This is a genomic window from Streptomyces sp. NPDC090108, from assembly GCF_044747185.1.
In the GTDB taxonomy this organism is placed as follows: domain Bacteria; phylum Actinomycetota; class Actinomycetes; order Streptomycetales; family Streptomycetaceae; genus Streptomyces.
Genome location: NZ_JBIVDQ010000001.1, coordinates 382,924 through 402,163, shown reverse-complemented (window position 1 = coordinate 402,163; position 19,240 = coordinate 382,924). Strand labels below are relative to the sequence as shown.

At 74.1% G+C, this 19,240-nt stretch carries 16 protein-coding genes; 9 read left to right on the top strand and 7 right to left on the bottom strand.

Going from position 1 to position 19,240, the window contains the following annotated elements; genetic code table 11:
- Positions 1-60 precede the first annotated feature (60 nt).
- The 4 genes from ACIPRD_RS01705 to ACIPRD_RS01690 are packed head-to-tail and all read left to right on the top strand — an operon-like array spanning position 61 to position 2,984.
- Positions 61-765, top strand: a complete 705-nt coding sequence (locus tag ACIPRD_RS01705) for a response regulator transcription factor (RefSeq protein WP_356405376.1) — start codon at positions 61-63, stop codon at positions 763-765.
- Positions 762-2,225 carry a sensor histidine kinase gene (locus ACIPRD_RS01700; RefSeq protein WP_401559053.1) on the top strand — a complete coding sequence of 488 codons (1,464 nt, stop codon included), beginning with the start codon at positions 762-764 and terminating at the stop codon, positions 2,223-2,225. Before ACIPRD_RS01705 ends, ACIPRD_RS01700 begins: the two co-directional genes overlap by 4 nt.
- Positions 2,226-2,280: 55 nt before the next feature.
- Complete coding sequence (locus tag ACIPRD_RS01695) at positions 2,281-2,685, top strand: hypothetical protein (protein WP_356405371.1); 405 nt, start codon at positions 2,281-2,283, stop codon at positions 2,683-2,685.
- Positions 2,685-2,984 (top strand): hypothetical protein, encoded by a 300-nt coding sequence (locus ACIPRD_RS01690; protein WP_401559050.1) that lies wholly within the window; start codon positions 2,685-2,687, stop codon positions 2,982-2,984. The genes ACIPRD_RS01695 and ACIPRD_RS01690 overlap by 1 nt, the downstream gene beginning before the upstream one ends.
- A gap of 129 nt (positions 2,985-3,113) precedes the next feature.
- Here ACIPRD_RS01690 and ACIPRD_RS01685 read toward each other — a convergent pair whose 3' ends face one another.
- A complete protein-coding gene (locus ACIPRD_RS01685) occupies positions 3,114-3,686 on the bottom strand; it encodes a cob(I)yrinic acid a,c-diamide adenosyltransferase (RefSeq protein WP_356405367.1) in 573 nt (190 codons plus the stop codon).
- A gap of 365 nt (positions 3,687-4,051) precedes the next feature.
- On the opposite strand from ACIPRD_RS01685, the gene ACIPRD_RS01680 reads away from it, so the two are divergent.
- The 3 genes from ACIPRD_RS01680 (at position 4,052) to ACIPRD_RS01670 (ending at position 8,342) form a co-directional block, all read left to right on the top strand.
- A complete protein-coding gene (locus tag ACIPRD_RS01680; RefSeq protein WP_356405365.1) occupies positions 4,052-4,900 on the top strand; it encodes a 3-hydroxyacyl-CoA dehydrogenase family protein in 849 nt (282 codons plus the stop codon).
- A 157-nt stretch (positions 4,901-5,057) separates the two neighbouring features.
- The gene (locus ACIPRD_RS01675; protein ID WP_356405363.1) at positions 5,058-5,381 is read left to right on the top strand and encodes an STAS domain-containing protein; all 324 of its coding nucleotides are present in this window, start codon (positions 5,058-5,060) and stop codon (positions 5,379-5,381) included.
- A gap of 324 nt (positions 5,382-5,705) precedes the next feature.
- On the top strand, positions 5,706-8,342 hold the full coding sequence (locus ACIPRD_RS01670) for an ATP-binding protein (RefSeq protein WP_401559047.1): 2,637 nt from the start codon (positions 5,706-5,708) through the stop codon (positions 8,340-8,342).
- Between the two features lie 151 nt (positions 8,343-8,493).
- Here the strand turns inward: ACIPRD_RS01670 and nucS are convergent, their stop codons facing one another.
- Positions 8,494-9,165 carry an endonuclease NucS gene (gene nucS, locus ACIPRD_RS01665; RefSeq protein WP_356405359.1) on the bottom strand — a complete coding sequence of 224 codons (672 nt, stop codon included), beginning with the start codon at positions 9,163-9,165 and terminating at the stop codon, positions 8,494-8,496.
- A 299-nt stretch (positions 9,166-9,464) separates the two neighbouring features.
- Between nucS and ACIPRD_RS01660 the strand changes: the two genes are divergently transcribed.
- Positions 9,465-9,857 carry an SCO5389 family protein gene (locus tag ACIPRD_RS01660; protein ID WP_356405356.1) on the top strand — a complete coding sequence of 131 codons (393 nt, stop codon included), beginning with the start codon at positions 9,465-9,467 and terminating at the stop codon, positions 9,855-9,857.
- 161 nt (positions 9,858-10,018) lie between these two features.
- Here ACIPRD_RS01660 and ACIPRD_RS01655 read toward each other — a convergent pair whose 3' ends face one another.
- Entirely contained in the window at positions 10,019-11,047 is a 1,029-nt protein-coding gene (locus ACIPRD_RS01655; protein ID WP_401559043.1) for an LLM class flavin-dependent oxidoreductase, read from the bottom strand.
- A 218-nt stretch (positions 11,048-11,265) separates the two neighbouring features.
- On the opposite strand from ACIPRD_RS01655, the gene ACIPRD_RS01650 reads away from it, so the two are divergent.
- Positions 11,266-11,598 (top strand): ATP/GTP-binding protein, encoded by a 333-nt coding sequence (locus ACIPRD_RS01650; RefSeq protein ID WP_356405352.1) that lies wholly within the window; start codon positions 11,266-11,268, stop codon positions 11,596-11,598.
- 34 nt (positions 11,599-11,632) lie between these two features.
- On the opposite strand, the gene ACIPRD_RS01645 is transcribed toward ACIPRD_RS01650, so the two are convergent.
- From ACIPRD_RS01645 to scy, 4 genes are all read right to left on the bottom strand, one after another.
- Positions 11,633-12,487 (bottom strand): ABC transporter permease, encoded by an 855-nt coding sequence (locus tag ACIPRD_RS01645; protein ID WP_356405350.1) that lies wholly within the window; start codon positions 12,485-12,487, stop codon positions 11,633-11,635.
- Positions 12,484-13,827, bottom strand: a complete 1,344-nt coding sequence (locus ACIPRD_RS01640) for an ABC transporter ATP-binding protein (protein WP_401559040.1) — start codon at positions 13,825-13,827, stop codon at positions 12,484-12,486. The genes ACIPRD_RS01645 and ACIPRD_RS01640 overlap by 4 nt, the downstream gene beginning before the upstream one ends.
- Before the next feature lie 280 nt (positions 13,828-14,107).
- Positions 14,108-15,043, bottom strand: a complete 936-nt coding sequence (locus ACIPRD_RS01635; RefSeq protein ID WP_356405346.1) for a cellulose-binding protein — start codon at positions 15,041-15,043, stop codon at positions 14,108-14,110.
- 184 nt (positions 15,044-15,227) lie between these two features.
- Positions 15,228-19,172 carry a polarized growth protein Scy gene (scy, locus tag ACIPRD_RS01630; RefSeq protein ID WP_356405344.1) on the bottom strand — a complete coding sequence of 1,315 codons (3,945 nt, stop codon included), beginning with the start codon at positions 19,170-19,172 and terminating at the stop codon, positions 15,228-15,230.
- Positions 19,173-19,240 lie beyond the last annotated feature (68 nt).

Here is a 19,240-nt window from a genome sequence, read left to right as displayed (position 1 = left end):
GACCTCGCCCGCGGTGCGGCCCGTACCCTGTCCGGCGATGTCCGGCGATGAGGAGGGCGCATGGAAGACACGGCACGCCCTGGGACGGTCCTGGTCGTCGACGACGACGCGGCGATCCGCCGCTCCCTGGAACGCGGCCTGCGGCTCAACGGGTTCACGGTGCGGACCGCCGCCGACGGCACCGAGGCACTCACCGCCATCGGGCAGGCACCGCCCGACGTCCTGGTCCTCGACGTGTCGATGCCCGGCCTCAGCGGCATCCAGGTCTGCGCCCGCCTGCGCGGCGAGGGCCGGGACCTGCCCGTGCTCATGCTCTCCGCGCTCGACGAGACCGCCGACCGCATCGCCGGACTCCAGGCGGGCGGCGACGACTACCTGGTCAAACCCTTCGCCCTCCAGGAACTGGTGCTGCGGCTGCGCGCGCTGCTGCGCCGCCGCCCGCCGGCCGGCCCCGAGGTGCTGCGCGCGGCGGGCCTGGTGATCGACCCGGCCGCCCGCACCGCCGAACGCGACGGCAGCCCGCTGGAGCTGACCCGGCGCGAGTTCGCGCTCCTGGAGGTGCTCGTCCGCAACGCCGGGCTCGTCCTCACCCGCGACCAGCTCCTGGAACGGGTGTGGGGCTACGACTTCGACGTCCGCAGCGACGCCGTCGACACCTTCGTCAGCTATCTGCGCCGCAAACTGGAGACCGGCGGGCGCCCCCGGCTCGTCCACACCGTGCGCGGGGTCGGCTTCGTGCTGCGGGAGACGAGGGACACCCCGTGAGACTGTCCACCCGCGTCGGCATCGCCGTCGGCTGCACCGTCCCGCTGCTCGTCCTCGCCTGCGGCGGGCTGCTGCTGCAACTGGTGAGCCGGGACCTGCGCGCCGCCGACGACCAGCAACTGCGCCGGCGCGCCGCGGCCGTCGCCCCGGACGCCCGCGCCCTGCTGCGGGCCTCGGCCGACGACCGGCCCAAGGCCGCCGACACCCGGGAACGGCGGCTTTTCGACGCCGCGCTCGACATCGGCGTACGCGTCACCGGCCCCGGCGCGGCCTTCAGCGGCGGTCCCCAGCCCGGACCCGGCGTGCGCCTGCCCGCGTCCGCCACCGGTCCCGTCACCGTCCGGGACGGCGCCCGGGCCTGGCGCGCCCTGGCCCGCCCGGTGCGCGGCCGCGCCGTGACCGGCACCCTGTGGGTCTTCGCGCCCGACACCGCGAGCCGCGCCCGGCTCACCCTCGTGCGGCGCCGGGTGTTCGCCACCGCGCTGCTCGCCGCCCCGCTGTCCGGACTGCTCGCCTGGGGCGTCGCCGCCGGCGCGAGCGCGCCCCTGCGCCGCCTGACCCGCCGTACCGCCGGACTCGACCCGCGCGCCAGCAGTGCCCGGCCCGCCCACGAGCGCACCGGGGTCGGCGAGGTGGACGAGCTCGCCGCCACCCTGCGCACCGTCCTCGCCCGGTACGACGAACAGGCCGCCCGTACCGCCGACGCCCTGGACACCGCCCGCTCCTTCGCCTCCGCCGCCGCGCACGAACTGCGCACCCCGCTGATGAGCATGGGCACCAACCTCGACATCCTCACCGGCCACCCCGGCCTGCCCGCGCCCGACCGCGAGGAGGTCCTGGACGACCTGCGCGGGGAACACGCCCGCATGCTCGGCCTGCTGGTGATGCTCCGCGAGCTGGGACGCGGGGACCTCGTGGAGGCGGAGACCTTCGGCCGGGTCGACCTCGCCGAGCTGGCCGACACCGCCGTCGCCGAGGCCCGCCGCCGCGCCCGGGACGCCGACATCACCCTGGACGCGGCACCCGGGCTCACCGTGCACGGCTGGGAGCCCGGCCTGCGCCTGCTGCTCGACAACCTGCTCGGCAACGCGCTGGCCCACGGCCGCGACGAGCGGGGCGGGGCCCGGGTGCGGGTCGGCGTCCACGGCGACGCCGGTCAGGTCGTCGTCACCGTCGACGACCGCGGTCCGGGCATCCCGCCCCAGGCCCGGCAACAGGTCTTCGAACGGTTCCGGCGCGGCCCGGACAGCGCCGGCTCGGGCCTCGGCCTCACCCTCGTCGCCCAGCAGACCGAGCTGCACCGGGGGAGCGTCACCGTGACCGGCCGCCCGGACGGCCCGGGGGCGCGCTTCGAGGTCCGGCTGCCCCCGCACCCCGGCGCGACCCCCGTCCGGCGGGACTGGCTGATCGGCACAGCGGGTCCGGAGCGGTCACAGAGTTTCCCCAAAGAAGGTCCCTAACGTGCGTCGCGCCGGACGGGCGGACCCGCCGTCCGGGAAGCGAACGGAGACGCGCATGCAGGTACGACGACAGACACGCACGCTGCTCGCGGGGCTCGCCGCGACGGCCGTCCTCGTGGGCGCGGCGGGCGCCGCGCAGGCGGCGGACGGCGGTTCGGCCGCGAAGCCGTCCGGCGACGGGGCGCGCGCCCTGTGCAAGCGGGTGCCGAGGATCGACCGGCGCATCGACCGCGCCCTGGACCGGCTCGGCGCGGGCACCGGCCGCCGCGGTTCCGTGGCCCGGCTCCAGCAGCGCGTCGACAACGCGAAGAAGGCCGGGCACGACGAGATCGCCCGCTTCCTGCAGGACCGGCTGGACTTCCGCGTCTCGCTGCGGGACAACCTCGGCAAGCGCCAGAAGGACCTCGCGGGCGTCCGCACGTGGTGCGAGGACAACGACGGCGGCAAGGCGGCGAAGTGATGCGCACCCGGACGGCCCGCCCCGGAACCGGACTGCGCCCCGGGACCGGATCGCGCCCCGGAGCGGGCCGCCGCCGCGGGCCGGTGCTCGCCGCCCTCGCGGTCGGCGCGCTGGTCGCCCTCACGGCGGGCTGCGGCGGACACGACGGCGCGGCGCCGGGCGGCGCACCGGCGGCGACCCCGTCGGGTGCCCCCGCGGGCACGCCCTCGGGCTACGCGGAGATGGAGAAGAAGGTGGACGCCGCCGAGTCCGCCGCGGCCGCCGCCGACCGCGACGCGACGAGCGACGCGGACCGCTGACCGGCCCCCGGTGTCACGGCCGGTGGCGCGGTGCCGGGGGCGCGGGGACCGGTGTCCCGGGCGGCCGGCGCGGGCCCGGCGCCCGTGGGCGTGCCGGGCGGGACGGGGCGCCGGCCGCCCGGGAGGGGGTCAGCGTTCGCCGCCCGGCACCCACAGCACGTCGCCGGTCTCCTTGTTCGCGGTGCGGGCCAGGATGAAGAGCAGGTCGGACAGGCGGTTGAGGTAGGTCGCGGTGAGCGGGTTCATGGCCTCGCCGTGCGCCTCCAGGGCCGCCCAGGTGGAGCGCTCGGCCCGCCGTACCACCGTGCACGCCTGGTGCAGCAGGGCCGCGCCGGGCGTGCCGCCGGGCAGGATGAAGGAGCGCAGCTTCTCCAGCCGCCCGTTGAAGCGGTCGCAGTCCGCCTCCAGCCGGTCGACGTAGAACTGCTCGACCCTGAGCGGCGGGTAGGCGGGGTTCTCCACCACCGGCGTCGAGAGGTCCGCGCCCACGTCGAACAGATCGTTCTGGACGCGGGTGAGGACCTCGACGACCTCCGCCTCCAGCCCGCCCAGCGCGATCGCGCTGCCGATCACCGCGTTGGCCTCGTTGGCGTCGGCGTACGCGGAGATCCGCAGATCGGTCTTGGCGACCCGGCTCATGTCACCGAGTGCGGTGGTGCCCGTGTCGCCGGTCCTGGTGTAGATGCGCGTCAGATTGACCATGCGACCAGCCTAGTTACGCCCCGGCCGTCCGGAACACGCGTGTGCCGGCCGTCACGGCGGCCACCGCGCGGCGGACGCCGGCGAGAACGCCGTTCAGCACCCGCGCGCCCGCCGTCCACGGACCGCCGCACGGGACGGGGTGCGACGCGCGGGGCGCGGCGGCCCTCCTGACCCGGGCGGCGGCGCTCGGGCGGGAAAGGCCCCCAACTGCGCGGCGCGCAGGGCCGGCTGACCGTCCATGGCCGACGTGACCGGTGTCTCACCCCCTGAGACCGTGACACGCATTACTTACCGTCCTCAACCGGTCGGCAGAGCGCTAAGGTCCGCCGGAGGAGCAACTTAAACAGCGTGTAAGGGGAGTCGGAGTGGCACGGAAGCTCGCCGTCATCGGGGCCGGTCTCATGGGGTCCGGCATCGCCCAGGTCGCCGCACAGGCCGGCTGGGACGTCGTTCTGCGTGACGTCACCGACGAGGCCCTGAAGCGAGGCACCGACGGCATCAAGGCGTCGTACGACAAGTTCGTCTCCAAGGGGAAGCTGGAGGCGCACGACGCCGACGCCGCCCTCGGCCGGATCACCGCCACCACCGACCTGGACGCCGCCGCCGACGCCGACATCGTCGTCGAGGCCGTCTTCGAGAAGCTGGAGGTCAAGCACGAGATCTTCCGTGCGCTCGACAAGATCGTGCGCCCGGACGCCGTGCTCGCCTCCAACACCTCCGCCATCCCGATCACCAAGATCGCGGCCGCCACCGAGCACCCCGAGCGGGTCGTCGGTGTGCACTTCTTCTCGCCCGTGCCGATGATGCAGCTCGTCGAGCTGGTCCGCGGCTACAAGACCAGCGACGAAGCCCTCGCCACCGCGCGGGAGTTCGCCGAGTCCGTGGGCAAGACCTGCATCGTCGTCAACCGGGACGTGGCGGGGTTCGTGACCACCCGCCTCATCTCCGCGCTCGTCGTCGAGGCCACCAAGCTGTACGAGTCCGGTGTCGCCTCGGCCGAGGACATCGACCTCGCCTGCAAGCTGGGCTTCGGGCACGCCATGGGCCCGCTGGCCACCGCCGACCTGACCGGCGTCGACATCCTGCTGCACGCCACCGGCAACATCTACACCGAGTGCCAGGACGAGAAGTTCGCCCCGCCGGAGCTGATGCGCCGGATGGTGGACGCCGGTGACATCGGCCGCAAGAGCGGGCAGGGCTTCTACACGTACTGATCCGTACGCATCCGGACAGATCCCCCGGGGGAATCACCCCTGGGGGTGAATTCGGTATCGGTTCGCTTACAAACAGCAACCGCCCAGCCACTCACACAGTCAGACGTTGCACAGCACCGTCACGGAGAACGCCACACGCACGCACCGGGGAGCGGATATGCACATCAGGGGCGACCACGCCGAGCTGGTCGTCGGGGGCCGCCTCGACGTCCGCAGCGCGGCGGACGCCCGTACGGCCCTGCACTCGGCCGTCGACCACGGGGTCGGCGACCTCGTGCTCGACCTGTCCGAGCTCGACTCCTGGGACGCCACCGGACTCGGCGTCATCATGGGCGCCCACCGGCGGGCCGGCCGCTGCGGCCGCCGTCTCGTGCTGCGCGGGGTGCCGGCCCAGATGCGGCGCCTGCTGGTCGCCACCCGGCTGCACCGCATCCTCGCCATCGAGGGCGGCATCGGCCTGGAGTCGCTGCCGCGGGTGTGACCGCCCGGGCGTGACGGTTCCGCCGGCGCGCGCGGGCCGGGCTCGCGGCAAAGCGGTCACCGGGAACGAACCGGGCTCCGGGGGAGTCCCGAGACCCGGACGCAGGAGGCGAACCGTGCGACGGGAGCAATCCTGATCGGACCGTGACGTCTCGGACGGCGTGGCACCCCGCCCTGTCGTGGATACTGTGCGAAGGTTTAGGGTTCGGTCGCCCGCTGCCTCGCAACCCTCGAGCGGGCCCGGACCAGAAGCGACAGCGCACGTGTGCAGCAGGCCGGGAGGGGCCGACACAGGGCATATGACGCTTTTGGGGGGCTTGAACCTATGGACCCGATCATGCCGGGACCCGAGGAGCGCGACCAGGTGCCGAGCCGCCGCCCGCCCCGGGAATCGCTGACTTCCGAATTCGGCCAGAGCGCGCCCGTCCGCACGGCGCGGCTCGTCTCCGGCGACCTCCTGCTGACGGTCAACCCCGTCGACGGCAGCGAGATCGAGCTCTGCCCGCCGGGCCGGCGCCCTGCCCCGCCGCGCAGGCGCACCGCCGCCGAACGCGCCGAGACCGCTCTCGCCGCCCGCCCCGCGGCACCGGCCGGCCCGTCCGAGCCCGCCCTCCCTCTGCTGGAGCGCGAGGACGAACGCGAGCAGCTGGTCCGGCTGCTGGCCCGCGGCCGTTCCGTACGCCTCACCGGCCCCGGCGGCTCCGGCCGCACCGCCCTGCTCGACCTCGTCGCCGAGGACTGCGGGGACCTCGCCCCCGACGGCGTGGTCCGGCTCACCGGCTACCACCGCACCGCCGTCGAACTGCTGCGCGACCTCTTCCACGCCGTCTACGACGCCCAGGAGTTCCGGCCCGAGGAGGAGCAGCTCCTCGAACTCGTCCGGACGGTCGGCGCGGTCGTCGTCGTGGACGACGCCGAACTCGGCGGCGCGGCCCTCGACGAACTGCTCGACGCCACCCCCGAGTGCGCGTTCCTGCTCGGCGCCACCCCGGACGTGCCCGCCCCCTCCGCCGCCTCCGAGGTCGAGGAGGTCGTCCTCGGCGGCCTCGACCGCGCGGGCGGCGTGGAGATCCTTGAGCGGGCCGTCGGCCGCACCCTCACCGAGGAGGAGGCGAACTGGGCCGGCGACCTGTGGTTCGAGTCCGAGGGCCTGCCGCTGCGGTTCGTCCAGGCGGGCGCCCTGCTCCGGCAGCGCGACCAACTGCGCGCCAGCACCGGCGCGGTGGACGAGTACGGCGTCTTCGAGGACGTGCGGCCCGCGGCCGACCCCGCCTTCGACGCGGCTTTCGAGCCGGCTTTCGACGCGGACGGGGGCGAGGAGATCCCGCTGCCCTCCCTCGGCGAGGCCGCGGGACCGGCCCCGCTGCTCGCCGCCCGGCTCAGCGCCTCCGCCCGCGACACGCTCCGCTTCGCCGTCGCGCTCGGCGGCGAGGTGCCGCACCAGGCGCACCTGCCCGCGCTGGTCGGCGACACCCACGCGGACGCGGCCCTCGGCGAACTCGCGGCCTGCGGCCTGGTCTCCCCGGTCGGCGCCCGCTACCGCCTCGCCGCCGGCGTGCCGGCCCAGCTGGAGGCCGCCGGGTACGACAGCGACCGCGCCGAGCGCGCCCTCACCGCCGCCCAGCACTACACCTGGTGGGCCGGCCACCCCTCCGTCACCCCCGAGCGGGTGTGCGCCGAGGCCGACGCCGTCCTGGCCGCGCTCGCGGTCGTCGTGCCGGACACCACGGCGCCCGCCGAGGACGAGGACGCCCCCGCCGTGCAGCTCGCCCGCACGGCCGCGCCCGCCTTCGCCGCGGGGCTGCAGTGGGGCGCCTGGGAGCGCGCGCTGCGCTCCGGCGCCGAGGCCTCCCGGCTCTCCGGGGAACCGGCCGAACAGGCCTACTTCCACCACGAGCTGGGCGTCCTCGCGCTGTGCGGCGGCCAGCTCGACCGGGCCCGCGCCGAACTGGAGACCTCCAACGGCCTGCGCGGCGCGCTCGCCGACAAGCGGGGCACCGTCGCCGGCCGGCGCGCGCTCGCCCTGGTCGCCGACCGCTCGGGCGACGTGCCCGGAGCGGTCGCCATGGCGGCGCTGGCGGCCATGGCCGCCGAGGAGGTGCCGGAGACCCGACACGAGGAGCCGGCGCCCCCGCGTGGTGGCACCCCGGCCTCCTACGGGCCGCTGTACGGCTCCGCCGACGTCACCCTCGTCTCCTCGCAGTCCCCGGCCTCCGAGACCCGCGGCGGCATCGGGCGGGTGGCGCGCCGCAACCTGGTCGCGGTCGGCTCCGGCGCCCTGCTCGCCGCCGTGCTCGGCACGGTCGTCACGCTCGGCATGACGTCCAACGAGAACGCGGACAAGAACCCCGCGGGCAGCGTCGAGGTCGACCCGTCCGCGACCCAGGGCCTGGACGACGGCAACCTGGGGGCCGCCCCCAAGCGGGACGACAGCGGTTCCGGCGACACCGGCACCGCCACCAGCCGTCCCACCGGCCCCGGCTCGGACGGCACCGAGGGCGCCGCGACGCCGTCCGGCAGCGGCGACCCGTCCGGGACCGGCACGGCGTCCGCGTCCGGCAAGCCGTCGGACGCGACCCCGAAGCCCTCCAAGTCCACCAAGCCGTCCGGTTCGACGTCCGGCGGCACGGGCGGCGGTGCGGGCGGCGGGACCGGCGGCACGACGGGCGGCACGACCGGTTCCCCGACGGGCGGCACCACGACCGGAGGCGCCGGAGGATCGACCACCGGCACCACCGGCAGCCCCACGGGCGGTGCGACGGACGGCGGCTCCACGGACGGCGCGACCGGTGACCCCACGGGCGGCGCGACGGACGGCGGCACCGGCACCACGACCGACGGCGGCACCGGCACCACGACAGGGGCCGACGGCGGTACGACCGCGCCGAGCGCCGCCGGCTCGGCGACGGCCTCGCAGACGCCCGAGAGCGCGTCGCCGAGCGAGACCGAAGAGATCGTCTAGGCCGAGCCCTCCGGATCCAGGGCCTGTCTTCCGGATCTTGCCGGGGTCGCGGGAGCGAGAAAGAGCCGCCTGCTCGGGGCAGGCGGCTCGGGATGGGGCGTGGCCGTCCGGCCGGGGGAGGTTCACCCCGGGCCGGGACGGCGTGGCGCGGTCAGAACAGGCGGAGCTTGTCGTCCTCGATGCCACGCAGGGCGTTGTAGTCGAGGATCTGGCAGTTGATGCCGCGGTCGGTGGCCAGCACGCGGGCCTGCGGCTTGATCTCCTGGGCGGCGAACACGCCACGGACCGGTGCGAGGTGCGGGTCGCGGTTCAGCAGCTCCAGGTAGCGGGTGAGCTGCTCGACGCCGTCGATCTCACCGCGCCGCTTGATCTCGATCGCGACCGTCTGACCCTCGGCGTCGCGGCAGAGGATGTCGACCGGGCCGATCGCGGTCATGTACTCGCGCCGGATGAGGCTCCAGCCCTCGCCGAGGGTCTCCATGCGGTCGGCGAGCAGTTCCTGAAGGTGTGCTTCCACGCCGTCCTTGATCAGGCCGGGGTCCACGCCCAGTTCGTGCGAGGAGTCATGGAGGATCTCCTCCATCGTGATGATCAGCTTTTCGCCCGCCTTGTTGATGACGGTCCAGACACCCGTCTCGTCACCGGTCCCCTCCTTCAGGGTGCAGGGCGGCGACATCCAGTTGAGGGGCTTGTAGGCCCGGTCGTCCGCGTGGATGGAGACGCTGCCGTCCGCCTTGACCAGGATCAGGCGGGGCGCCGAGGGCAGGTGGGCGGTGAGCCGGCCGGCGTAGTCGACCGAGCATCGGGCAATGACGAGACGCATGGTCGGCAACGCTACTCGACACACACTGGTGCACGCGATTCGCCTGCCCTCATCCGCCTCCCACCCGGCTCCGGCGCACAGTGGGCCACCCCATTTATCCCTGGAAACTCTTGTTCATCCCTGGCCGATTAAGGGCGCAATGGGACCGTTCCATATACGCAATCTGCTGGTGTGGTCACCGACGGTTGCCTACCGTAGAGAACGGGAGGTCGCCGCAGGTGTACTCAGCGTGTTCGATATCGCGAACTCCCCCATCTGTCCGGCAACCCCTGCTCGTCGGGGGTGCGAGAGGAGAACCCATGTCGCTCGACGTCTCACCGGCCCTACTCGAACAGGCCGAGCGAGGCGAGGTCGACGAAGCAGAATTCGTCGACTGCGTCCGGACCTCCCTGCCTTACGCGTGGGAGATGATCAGCTCCCTGGTGGCCCAGCTGAAGGTGGACGGCGGTCCCTTCGCCGACAACCAGACGCCCCCGCCGGACGAGCGGGCGCGCGGCCAGCTGCTGCGCGCACTCGCCAGTGACGCCATACGCGGTGCGCTGCAGCGCCACTTCGGTGTGCGGCTGGCCTTCCAGAACTGCCACCGGGTGGCCGTGTTCCCGCTGGACACCTCGGTGGACGACAAGCTGGCCCGCTTCACCTCGGTGCGCAGCCAGGTGCTGAACCAGTCGCCGGAGTTCCGGGACTGCTGACCGCGGCCCGGAGAGGCCGACCCCATGACCCACCGGCTTGCCGCTCCACCCGCGGGAGGTGCATCCAGTACTGGGGTGGCAAGCCCCCCGGCCGCGTCCGGCCGGTCAGCGGCGCCCTGAGCGTCCGTGCCGCTGCCCGGCACCCGCACGTCCGCGGCCGGTCATCGCAGCTGGGGCAGTACCTCGGCGCCCAGGCGCCGCAGGTTCTCCTCCGTCGCGGCGAGATCGCCCGAGCCCTCGGTCAGCAGGGCGAAGCGGGAGATGCCGGTGCGCTCGGAGGTGGCCGCGAGCCGGTCGGCGGCCAGCCGCGGGGTGCCCACCGGGTGCAGCCCGCAGAGCAGTTCGGTGTAGGCGAGCGGGTCGCGCATCGAGCGCATCCGGCCGTCCACCGTCACATGGGCCTCCAGCCCCTGCTTCAGCCAGCCCGGCATCGCCTTCAGCAGGGTCTCCACGGCGTCGGTGCGCCGGTCCGCGAGCTGGCAGACGCCCGCCGAGACGTGCGCCGCGTCCTCGGTCTCCTCGGCCGGCCGGCCCGCGGCCCGCGCGCAGCGCCGCCACAGGGCCACCATGTCGGCCTTCTCCTCGTCCCCGATGTGCATCCCGAGCAGCATCGGCAGCCCGCGCTCGGCCGCCAGCCGGACGCTGCCCGGCGAGGTGCAGGCGACGACGACCTCGGGTCCCGGCGCCTCGGTGAGCGCCTCCGAGGGGCGCGGTACGACGGGCACCTCGCGGAAGCGGTACCGCTCGCCCGAGGCCGCCACGGACGGTTCGCGCAGCCAGCGCACCAGCAGATCGAGTGATTCCGGGAAGCCGCGCTCGTAGGCCTGGAGCCCGGCGCCGAACACCTCCAGGTCCACCCACGGGCCGCCGCGCCCCACCCCGAGCGTGAACCTGCCGCCGCTCGTCAGGTGCAGCAGCGCGGCCTGCTCGCCGAGGGCGACCGGGTGGGCGGTGGGCAGGACGCTCACCGCCGTGCCGACGCGGATACGGCGGGTGCGGCCGAGCAGCAGCGCGGCCAGCGTGATCGCGGACGGGCACGTGCCGTACGGCACGAAGTGGTGCTCGGCCAGCCATACCGCGTCCAGCCCGGACTCCTCGGCGACCTCGGCGGACCTGACCGCCCGGTGCAGGGCCTCCCCGGGTCCCTGGCCCGGGAACTGGGCCGCCAGCACAAAACTACCTACGCGCATTGCTTTTCCTGCTTCCTCGGCTCCGACCGGAGCTCCCCCACCGGGCATAACCGGCCGACATGTGCTCAGGACACGGCCTGGCGGGGAGATTTCCGGATTGTCGGAGAACCGGTCGCCTCGGAAGGGGACTTGTGCGGGTTGGTGGCCTACGCGTACCCCCGGGCGCTGCGCGTAGGCTGGATGTGGCCCGTGCCCCCGTACCGCCCGAGAGGTGTCCCGTGTCCCCGCGTCGCAACCGTTCGAAGGCACCCGGTTCGTCAGGCCGGAGCGCCGAGGACGATCCGGCAGGCCGGTACGGCGGCTGGCAGTCCTCGGAGAACTGGCAGGGCGACGAGTGGAGCGTGCGCCATGTCGCCGGGGCGAGCGCCGTGGGCAAGACCTACCGCTGTCCGGGCTGCGACCAGATGATCCCCTCCGGTGTGCCGCACGTGGTGGCGTGGCCGGAGCACGCGGGCGTGGACGACCGCAGGCACTGGCACAAGGCGTGCTGGAACGCCAGGGACCGCCGCACCACGCGGGTGCAGCGGTCCCGTAACGCGCCGAGGTTCTGAGGGCCGGGCGCCGGCCGAGGAGCTCCAGGCCGGGTCAGACGTCCCTGCTCCGGAGCAGGGCGTAGGCACCGGCGTAGGCCGCCGCCGTGATGCCCAGGATGATCCACAGCGGGTCCCAGCCGGTCGGTCCGGAGTGGCTCAGGGTGTTGTCGTAGAAGACGCCCATCTGGCTCGGGATCGAGTACTCCAGCAGGGCCTGCTGCACCTTCTCCAGCGATGTGGCGTTCATGAACAGCGCGAGCACGAGGGGCGCGAGCACCGCGCCGATCATGAGGGTGATGGCGCCCGCCGAGTGCCGGATCATCGAGCCGACGAGCAGCGAGAGCAGCCCGAGCAGCGCGATGTAGAGGCTGATGCCGAAGGTGGCCTTCAGCCACTGCGAACCGGACGGCGCCAGCGCCTGGTCCCCGAGCATGGACGTCTGGACCACCGCCACGAAGGACACGGTGACGACCGTGACCACGAAGGCGAGGGTGGTGAACACGATCGCCTTGGCCGCGAGCACCCGGCCCCGGGTCGGGCAGGCGGTCATCGTCGTACGGATCATGCCCGTGCCGTACTCGGACGCCGTGGTCAGCACGCCCAGCGTGATGATGCACATCATGCCGACCAGCAGGCCGAAGAAGCCGAGGGAGAGCGCGCCGTCGCCGTTCAGGCCGCCCTCGTCCCTGACCGCGGCGGCGGCCAGCAGGCCGACGCCGATCACGAGCAGGACGAAGACGCCGAGCGTCCACATCGTCGAGCGCATCGTCCGGATCTTCGTCCACTCCGAGGCCAGCGCGTGCCCGAGGTGGGTGCGCACGACCGGGATCGGCGAGCTGTAACCGGGGTACGCCCCGCCGGGCACGGCGGCGGGGGCCTGCGGCGTCGGGGGCTGATGCGTGCTCATCGGGCGTCCTCGGGCTGGGTCGGGGCGGCGGGCGCGGGCGCGGGCGCGGGTGCGGTCACCGGGGGCTGGCCCGGCGCGGGCGGTACCGCGGGCGCGGCCTGCGGGGCCGCGGGGGCCTGCGGGGCGGGGGTGACAGGCACGGCGGGCGCGACAGGCACGGCGGGGGCGGCGGGGGCCGCGTACGGGTTCGCGGCGGGGACGCCGGGGGCGCCGCCGTACGGATGCGGGGCAGCCGCGCCCGGGGCGCCGTAGGGGTGCGGTGCGCCCGCGCCCGGGGCGCCGTAGGGAACCGGCGGCGCGAAGGGCTGTCCGCCCTGCTGGGGCGGCGGCGGCGCGTACCAGCCGGGCTGGCCCTGGCCGGGGACCGGCATGGGCGGCTGGACGCCCGGCGGCAGCGGCTGCTGGAGGCCGGCCTTCTGGTCGATGGTGGAGCGGTAGTCGACGGCGCCCTGCGTCATCCGCATGTACGCCTCCTCCAGCGAGGCCTGGTGCGGCGACAGCTCCCACAGCCGTACGTCCGCCTCGTGCGCGAGATCGCTGATGCGGGGCAGGGCCAGCCCGGTCACCCGCAGCGCGCCGTCCTGCTCCGGCAGGACGTGCCCGCCGGCCTCGGTGAGCGCGGAGGTCAGCTTCTCGCGCAGCTGCGGTTCGGTGTCGGGGGTGCGCACGCGCGCGAAGTCGGCGGAGTTGGCGGAGATGAAGTCCTTCACGCTCATGTCGGCGAGCAGCTGTCCGCGCCCGATGACGATGAGGTGGTCAGCGGTCAGCGCCATCTCGCTCATCAGGTGCGAGGAGACGAAGACCGTACGGCCCTCGGCGGCGAGGGCCTTCATCAGGTTGCGGACCCACAGGATGCCCTCGGGGTCGAGGCCGTTGACCGGCTCGTCGAAGAGCAGCACCTGGGGATCGCCGAGCAGGGCCGCGGCGATGCCGAGCCGCTGGCCCATGCCGAGCGAGAAGCCCTTGGAACGCTTCCGCGCCACGTCCTGGAGGCCGACGACCCCGAGCACCTCGTCGACGCGCCGGGCCGGGATGCCCGACAGCTGGGCGAGGCTGAGCAGGTGGTTGCGGGCGGTCCGGCCGCCGTGCACCGCCTTGGCGTCGAGCAGCGCGCCGACGTGGCGGGGGGCGTTGGGCAGTCTGCGGTAGGGGTGGCCGCCGATGGTCACCGATCCGGAGGTCGGGTTGTCCAGCCCGAGGATCATCCGCATGGTGGTCGACTTGCCCGAGCCGTTGGGGCCGAGGAAGCCGGTCACCGCACCGGGGCGTACCTGGAAGGAAAGGTTGTACACGGCGGTCTTGTCGCCGTACCGCTTGGTCAGGCCTGCAGCCTCGATCATGCTCCGCACCCATCGGCAGGTTCAGGACAGCGGGGCACACGCCCCCCGTAAGGGTTAGGAGGATATCGGTGCGCTGACGGTTCCGCTCAAGAGAAAGTAAAGCCAGAGGTTCACCGAGGGTGGCCGGAGGCGGGGTGTCTCCCCGATGACTGCTGAACACCCTGCGGCGCCGGACGCCCCACTGCTGGACGCCCGCTGCTGGTCGCCCCGCGCACACGAAAGGAGCGGTGGGAGCATCTCCCACCGCCCCTCACGGCGTCACCCCGTGCGTGTGCGGGTCCTACCGGGACTGCTGCGCCGGAACACCGCGGGAGATCGGCTCGTCCTCGACCGGTGCGCCGGCGGCGGCCACCGCGGCACCCGTGAGCGTGGCGAGCATCTCGCGGACGTTCGTCAGCTGGGCGTTGATGCTGTCGCGGCGGTTGGTCAGGGCGGCCAGCTCGCGCTCGGATTCCGAACGGATCCGGTCGGCCTTGGCGTTGGCGTCGGCCACGATGTCCTCGGCCTGACGCTGAGCCGTCTCCACCGTCTGGCGGGCGCGGCGCTCGGCGTCGGTGCGCAGCTTCTCCGCCTCCAGGCGGAGCTGCTCGGCGCGGTGCTCGATCTCGGCCAGGCGCTTCTCGGCCTTCTGCTGACGCGAGGCCAGGTCGCGCTCGGACTGCTCGCGGCGCTTGGCGAGGTTCGTCTCGAAGTCGGCGGCGGCCTGAGCGGCCTTCGCACGGGTCTCCTCGAAGAGGGCGTCCGCCTCCTCACGCTTGGACTGCGCGTCCTTCTGCGCCTCGGAACGCAGCTGCGAGGCGTCGCTCTTCGCCTTCTCGACGATCCGGACGCCCTCGTCCTCGGCCTTGGACTTGCGCTCGGCGGCGAAGGACTCGGCGTCGTTGCGGACCTGCTGGGCCGCGGACTCGGCGAGCTCGCGGTGCTGCTCGGCCGCGCGCCGCGCCTCCTCCCGCAGATCCTTCGCCTCTTCCTCGGCGAGGCGCAGGATCTTCTCGACCCGCGCGCCGAGACCCGCGTACGACGGTTCGGCGTCGGTGACCTGTGCCTGGGCGTTCTGTGTTTCGAGGTGGAGCTCCTCGATGCGCTTCTCCAGCGCGGTGATACGGGCGAGAGCACTGTCACGGTCGGAGACGAGCTTGGAGATCCGTTCGTCCACCTGAGCGCGGTCGTACCCACGCCGCACAAGCTCGAAGCCGTAGGGGGAAGTGTCGCTCATGGGGTTCCTGTCGAATGAGACCGGTGAGGTGATAGGTGGAATCCTAGGGGCCGAAGCGGTGTGTCATCGAGCGGATACGTGTTTGATCTGGAGAATGACACCACTTTCGGGTGGCTGACTCCTGGACAGCTTGCCAAATACTTGGTCAAAGCCCCCCAGGAGACATGGAATCCACCTCACCGCGCTAGCCGTCCGAGGACTTCCCACCCGAACGAGGGGCCCCCACGGTCGCGCCCGCCTTGACCCCGCCGTCCTTGCCGCCCGGCGCCTCGAACGACTCCAGCGCCTCCAGGACGTCCTGGACCCGGGAGATCTCGGAGTTGATGTCCTCGCGCCTGCGCACCAGGACCTCCAGCTCCCGCTTGCCCTCCTCCACCGTGGCCCGGGCCTCGCGGACCGCCTCGGCCTTCAGGTCCTCGGCCTCCTTGACCAGCTTGGCCTTCTTCTGCTCGGCCTCCTTCAGCAGGCCTTCCGCCTTCTTCACGGCGGCGATGCGCACCTTGCCCGCCTCGGAGTTGGCCTCCGACACCAGATCCTTCGCCTTGGCCTCCGCCTTGGCCAGCTGCTCCTCGGCCGCCTTGATGAGCGCGTCGCAGCGGTCGCCGGTGGACTTCATCGTCTCGGCGGCCTCGCGGCGGGCCCGCTCGTGCAGGTCCTCGATCTCGCCGGTGATCCGGTCGCGCAGCTCCTCGGCGCGCTCCCGGATCGCGGTGGCGTCCCGGCGCGCGCCGACGAGCAGCTCGTCCGCGTCCGTACGGGACTTCTCCACCCGCTTGTTGCCCTCCACCGTCGCCTCGGCGACGATCCGGTCGGCCTCGCTGCGGGCCGCGCCCACCATCGTGTCGGCCTGCGCCTCCGCCTCGGCGGTGGTCTTCTGCGCCTGCTGCTGGGCCTCCGCGAGCAGTTTGTCCGCCTCGGCGGCGGTCTCCGTGATGAGCGTGTCGACCTGCTCGGCCGCCTCCGAACGCCGCTTGTTGGCGTCCTTGCGCGCCTCGTCGAGCGTCCGCTCGGCCTCCTCGCGCGCGGAGTTGACGAGCCGTTCGGTCTCCGTCTCCGCGTCCGCGCGCAGCCGCCGGGCCTCGCCGCGCAGCCGCTCCGCGTGCTGCTGGGCCGAACCGACCGTCTCGGCGGCCTCGGCACGCAGCCGCTCCGCGTCGCCGGTGGCCTCCGACAGCATCCGCTCGGCGCCCGCGACGGACTCCGCGCGCATCCGGTCGGCCTCGGCCAGCGCCTCGGTGCGCACCCGCTCGGCCTCGGTGACCGTCTCCGTCTGGAGCCGGTCGGCCTCGGTCAGCGCGTCGGTGCGTACCCGGTCGGCCTCGGCGATCGTCTCGTTCTGGAGCCGCTCCGCCTCGTTGCGGGCCTCGGTGATGAGGGTGTCCGCCTGCGTCGCCGCGTCCGAGCGGATGCGGTTGGCGTCCTCCCGGGCGTCCGCCCGGGTGCGGGACGCCGCCTGGTCGGCCTCGGCCAGGGCGTCGGAGGCCTCCGTGCGCGTGCGCTGGGCGTACTCCGAGGCCTCCGAGCGCAGCCGCTCGGCCTCCGACGCCGCCTCCGCGACCGTGTGCTCGGCGAGCGCCTTGGCGGCCTCCGACTCCTCGTTCGCGTCGCGGCGCAGCCGCGTGGCGTCCTCGCTCGCCCGCTCCCGCTCGGCGTACGCGTCGGAGCGGACCCGGTCCGCCTCCTCCTCGGACTCCCTGCGGGTACGGTCCGCCGCGTGCTCGGCGGCCGAACGCAGCCCGGCGATCTCCTCCTGCGCCTGCTCGTGCAGCCCGGCGACGGAGTCCCGCACCTGCTGGGCGTGCTGCTCGGCGGCGGACACCATCTCCGCGGCGCGCCGGTCGGCCTCCTCGACCAGCCGGGTCGCCTCGGTCTGCGCCTCCTCCACGCGCTTGCGCGCCGAGGCCAGCAGCTCCTCGCTCTGCTCGCGGGCCCGCTCGCGCTCCTGGTCGGCCTCCTCGCGGGCGCCACCGAGCAGCTCCTCCGCCTCGCGGCGGCGGCGGGCGGCCTCCTCCTGGGCGGCGGCCAGCGTCTCGGACGCCTCCGCGCCGAGCCGCTCGGCGGCGGCCTGCGCCTCCGCGCGCACCCGGTCGGCGGTCTCCTGCGCCTCCGTCTTCAGCCGCTCCGCCTCGACGCTCGCCTCGGAGCGCAGGCGTACGGCGACGGCCTCGCCCTCGGCGCGCGACGCGGACGCGTCCGACGCGGCCTCGTCCCGCAGCCGCTCGGCCTCGGTCTCGGCCTGCTGCTGGAGCGTACGGATCCGCTCGGCGGCCTCCGAGCGCAGCCGCTCGGACTCCTCACCGGTCTCCCGGCGGATGCGGGCCGCCTCCTCGCGGGCGTCCGTGAGCGCCTGCTCGGCCGCCTCCAGCCGCTCCTGGGTCTCCGTCTGGAGCCGCGTCAGCTCGCCGGCGGCCTCCTCGCGCCGCGCCTCGACGGCACGCTCGGCCTCCTCGCGCAGCTCGCGCGCGGCCTGCTCGGCGTCCGCCGTGACCGACTCGGCCCGCTCACCGGCCTCCTCGCGGAGCTTGTCCGCCTCCGCGCGGGTGCGCTCCAGGGTCTCCTCGGCCTGCCGGCGCAGCGCGGTCGCCCGCTCGATGGCCTCGGTGCGGACCTTCTCGCTGTCCGCCGTCGCGGACTTGCGCAGCTCGTCGGCGTCCGCCTTGGCCTTGCCCAGCAGCTCCTCGGCGGACTTCGCCGCCTCCTCGATCTGCGTGACCGCCTCGCGGCGCGCCTCCGCCCGGATCGAGTCGCCCTCGGCGGCCGCGTCGGCGCGCAGCTGCTCGGCCTCGCCACGCAGCCGGCGGGCCTCCTCCTGGAGCTCGACCGTCTTGGCGCGGTACTCCTTGGTGTCGTCCTTCGCCGCGCCCTTGAGGTGCTCGGCGATGTCGTGGGCCTCGGCGCGCAGCCGGTCCGCCTCGGACTCGGCCTCGCCGCGGATCCGCTCGGCCTCCTCGGCGGCCGCCCGGGTGGTCTTCCGGGCCTCCTCCGACGCCTTGTTGAGGACCTCCTCGGCGGTCCGCGCCGCCTTCGACAGCTGGCTGGCCGTCTCCTCGGCGGTGACACTGCGGGCCTTCTCGCCGGCCTCCGCGAGGACCTTCTCGGCCTCGGCGCGCGCGTCGGCGATGACCTGCTCGGCCTCGGCCCGGGTGGTCTCGGCCTCCTTGGTGGCCTCACCGACCAGGCGGGCGACCTGCTCCTTCGCCGTACGCGTCCGCGTCTCGTTGGCGGCCTCGGCGCTCGACAGCGCCTTGGCGGCGGCCGTCTCGGCCTCGGCGAGCAGCTTCTCGGACTCCGACTGCGCCTTGCGCAGCGCCTCCTCGGCCTGCGCCATCCGCTGCTCGGCGGCGCGGCTCAGCTCGCCGGCCTGCCGGCGGGCGGCGTCCGACTCGCTGGCGGTGGAGCTGCGCAGCTGCTCGGCGTGGTCGGCGGCCTCCTGGGCCTGGGTGGAGGCGGCGTTCAGCAGCCGCTCGGCGTCCGTGCGGGCGCGCCGCAGGATCTGCTCGGCCTCCCCGCGGGCCGCCTCGGCCTCGCCGGTCAGCCGCTCACGGGCCTCGCGGGTCAGCCGCTCGGTCTCCGCCCGGGCCGCGGCCATGGCCTGGTCGGCCTCCGCGCGGGACTCCTCCAGCAGCCGGCGCGCCTGCGACTCCGTGCGGGCGCGCAGCTGTTCGGCCCAGGACACGTTCTCGTTGACGTGCGATTCGACGGTCTGCCGGCGCTCGGCCAGCTCCTGGTCCAGCTGCTGGCGGCGGTTCACCGCCTCCTGGTGCAGCTCGGCCTGGAGCCGGGCCGCCTGCTCCGCGTGCTCCTGAAGGAGCCGCTGGGTCTGTGCCCGTACCTGGCTCAGCTCCCGCTCGGCGTCCTGACGCAGCTGGTCGGCCTGCATCTGGGCATTGCGAAGCAGCTGTTCGGCCTGATAGCCGATGTCGCCGCCGTCATAGGCGGGCCGGGTCATCAGAGTGCGGCGCGCCTCGTGAAGCTTGGCACGCAGCACCTCGACCTGGTAGCCGAGGTCCTCGGCGTGCTGGATCGCCTTTTCCCGCTCGGTCTTCAGCCGCTTCATCTCGGCCTCGAACCGAGAGAGGTGGTCGACGTCAGCCGCCGGCTCTCGCTCCTGGCTCTCGTAGCCCCGCACTGCGCGGTCCCATCCGTCCCCTGGTGAGCTTCTGCAACGAGCCCCGTCCATCCGCCGAACGGGGCCCC